The 3,276-nt window shown below is 72.1% G+C and carries 3 protein-coding genes; all 3 read right to left on the reverse strand.

Features of this window, described 5'->3' with window-relative positions; genetic code table 11:
* Positions 1-84: 84 nt before the first annotated feature.
* On the reverse strand, positions 85-1,158 hold the full coding sequence (prfA, locus tag DVA66_RS18655) for a peptide chain release factor 1 (RefSeq protein WP_114561372.1): 1,074 nt from the start codon (positions 1,156-1,158) through the stop codon (positions 85-87).
* A gap of 105 nt (positions 1,159-1,263) precedes the next feature.
* A complete protein-coding gene (rpmE, locus tag DVA66_RS18660; protein ID WP_114561373.1) occupies positions 1,264-1,473 on the reverse strand; it encodes a 50S ribosomal protein L31 in 210 nt (69 codons plus the stop codon).
* Positions 1,474-1,586: 113 nt separating this feature from the next.
* On the reverse strand, positions 1,587-3,276 hold a 1,690-nt coding region (gene rho, locus DVA66_RS18665; protein WP_198671939.1), incomplete at its 5' end, for a transcription termination factor Rho.

The following is a 3,276-nucleotide window of genomic DNA, read 5'->3' on the forward strand; positions in this document are numbered from 1 at the left end:
CGGGGCAACCGGCGGTCGCCAGCTCGGCGGCGGCGGCGCGCAGCTGCTGCTGCAGCCCGGCCGGTCCTGCCAGCGGGGCCGTGCTCACCGTGCAGCCAGCCGTTCGGCGACCTCGGCCGCCTGCAGCGCGGTGATCACCGGGTCCAGGCCGCCGGCCAGCACCTGGTCGAGGTCGTGGGACTTGAACCCGATGCGGTGGTCGGCGAAGCGGTTCTCGGGGAAGTTGTAGGTGCGGATCCGCTCGGCGCGGTCGACCGTGCGCACCTGCGAGCGACGGGCGGCCGAGGCCTCGCTGGCGGCCTGCTCGGCGGCCAGCGCGGCCAGCCGCGCCCGCAGCATCCGCATCGCCTGCTCGCGGTTCTGCAGCTGGGACCGCTCGTTCTGGCAGGAGACCACGACACCGGTGGGCAGGTGGGTGATCCGCACCGCGGAGTCGGTGGTGTTGACGCCCTGGCCGCCCGGTCCGGAAGAGCGGAACACGTCGATCCGCAGGTCGCCGTCGGCGATCTCGACCTCGGTCTCCTCCACCTCCGGCATCACCAGCACCCCCGCGGCAGAGGTGTGGATCCGGCCCTGCGACTCCGTCACCGGGACGCGTTGCACCCGGTGCACCCCGCCCTCGAACTTGAGCCGGGCGTACGGCATCCGCTCCGGCGCCCCCGCCCCACCCTTCACGGCGACGGTGAGCGTGCGGTACCCGCCGAGGTCGGTCTCCTGGGCGTCGAGCACCTCGGTCTTCCACCCCTGGGTCTCGGCGTAGCGGGTGTACATCCGCAGCAGGTCGCCGGCGAACAGCGCCGACTCCTCCCCGCCCTCGCCGGACTTGATCTCGATCAGGGCGTCGGAGGAGTCGTTGGGGTCACGGGGGGCGAGCAGCAGCACCAGGCGTTCGGTGAGCTGGCCGCGCCGCTGCTCCAGCTGCTCGGCCTCGGTGGCGAAGGTGGCGTCCTCGCTGGCCAGCTCACGCGCGGCGGCGAGGTCGGCGTCCAGCACGTCCAGCTCGGTGAGCGCGGAGACGATCGGGGTCAGCTCGGCGTAGCGCCGTCCGATCCGGCGCACCCGGGCGGCGTCGGCGTGCACGTCGGGCTGGGCGAGCTGGCGCTCCAGCTCGGCGAACTCGGCGCGCAGGCCGTCGGCCGAGGCGAACTCCTCGCTCACCGGGCTCCTCCCCTCCCTGTCCGTCCGCGGAGACGACGACGGCGCCAGGCAGGGCCCGGCGCCGTCGATCTGGCCACGCTCAGCGCACAGGCTGAGCGGGCGCGGTCACTTCTTCTTGGCGTAGCGCTTCTCGAAGCGGGCGACGCGGCCGCCGGTGTCGAGGATCTTCTGCTTGCCGGTGTAGAACGGGTGGCACGCCGAGCAGACCTCGGCACGGATGCTGCCGGACTCGGACGTGCTGCGGGTGGTGAACGTGTTGCCGCAGGTGCAGCTCACCTGGGTCTCCACGTAGGTCGGGTGGATGCCAGCCTTCATCGTGATCTCCTCGTCATCGGGCACCGGGTCCAGCCTGGGGTCAGGGTGGTGAACCGGCACCAGCGGGTCATCATGCCTCAGCGTCGCGCGCCGGGCAACTATTCCTGCTCCGGTCACTCCTCGCCGGGCCGCGCCGGCGTCGTCTTGGAGATGACCATGAGGAACTCGGTGTTGGTCTGCGTCTTGCGCATCCGGTTGAGCAGCATCTCCAGCGCCTGCTGCCCGTCCAGCCCGGAGAGCACGCGCCGCAGCTTCCAGATGATCTGCAGCTCCTCCCGGCTCATCAGCAGCTCCTCGCGGCGGGTGCTCGAGGCGTCCACGTCCACCGCCGGGTAGATCCGCTTGTCGGCGAACTCCCGGCGCAGCCGCAGCTCCATGTTGCCGGTGCCCTTGAACTCCTCGAAGATCACCTCGTCCATCTTCGAGCCGGTCTCGATCAGCGCCGTCGCGAGGATGGTCAGCGAGCCGCCGTCCTCGATGTTGCGGGCCGCACCGAAGAACCGCTTGGGCGGGAACAGCGCCGCGGAGTCCACACCACCGGAGAGGATGCGGCCCGAGGCGGGGGCGGCCAGGTTGTAGGCGCGACCCAGCCGGGTGATGCCGTCGAGCAGCACGACCACGTCGTGACCCAGCTCCACCAACCGCTTCGCCCGCTCGATCGCGAGCTCGGCGACGATGGTGTGGTCGCTGGCCGGACGGTCGAAGGTCGAGGCGATCACCTCGCCGTTGACGGTGCGCTGGAAGTCGGTGACCTCCTCCGGGCGCTCGTCGACCAGCACCACCATCAGGTGGATCTCGGGGTTGTTGGCGGTGATCGCGTTGGCGATGGACTGCATCACCAGCGTCTTGCCGGCCTTCGGCGGGGACACGATCAGCCCGCGCTGGCCCTTGCCGATCGGTGCCACCAGGTCGATGATCCGGTTGGTCATGTTGGTCGCGGTGGTCTCCAGTCGCAGCCGCTCCTGCGGGTACAGCGGGGTGAGCTTGGAGAACTCCGGACGGTTGCGCGCCTGCTCGGGATCGGCGCCGTTGACGGTGTCGAGGCGCACCAGCGGGTTGTACTTGGCCTTGCTGTCGCCCTCCTTCTGCGCCTTGATCGCCCCGGTGATGACGTCGCCCTTGCGCAGGCCGTGCTTGCGAACCATCGCCATCGGCACGTAGGCGTCGTTGGTGCCCGGCAGGTAGCCGGTGCGACGGACGAAGCCGTAGTTGTCGAGGACGTCGAGGATGCCGCTGACGTCGACGAGGACGTCGTCCTCGGTGATCACGGGCTCGGCCTCGAAGCGCTCGCCGCCGCCGCTGCCGCCGCGCCGGCGGTTCTGCCGGTCCCGGTTCCGGCGACGCCGGCCCCGACGGCCGCCGCCCTCCTCGTCGTCGTCACGCCGGTCGTCGCGGCCCTGGCGGTTGTCGCGGTTCTGCCGGTCGTCGCGACCCTGCCGGTCGTCGCGGTTCTGGCGGTCGTCGCGGCGGTCCTCGCGGGCCTGCGGACGCTCCTCGCGCTCCTCGCGGCCGTTGCCGCCGCGCTGCTCCGAGCCGTTCTGCCGGTCCTCCGAGCCGCCGCCGACGCGACCGAAGTCGCGCTCGAGCGAGGCGCCGACCTCGGCGACCAGGTCGGAGTCACCCCCGCTGTCGCGACGGCGTCCACGCCGCTCACGACGCTGGCCCGACTCGGTGTCGGCGCCGTTGCTGGCCGCCTCGAGGGTCGGCTGCGCGGCCGGCGCGGTCTCCTCGGCGCGCTGGGCGCGGGTGCGCTCGGCCCGACCGCCGGAGCGGCCCGAACCGTTCTCCGCCGGCTGCGGCGCC

The organism is Desertihabitans aurantiacus (assembly GCF_003344635.1).
Lineage (GTDB): Bacteria > Actinomycetota > Actinomycetes > Propionibacteriales > Propionibacteriaceae > Desertihabitans > Desertihabitans aurantiacus.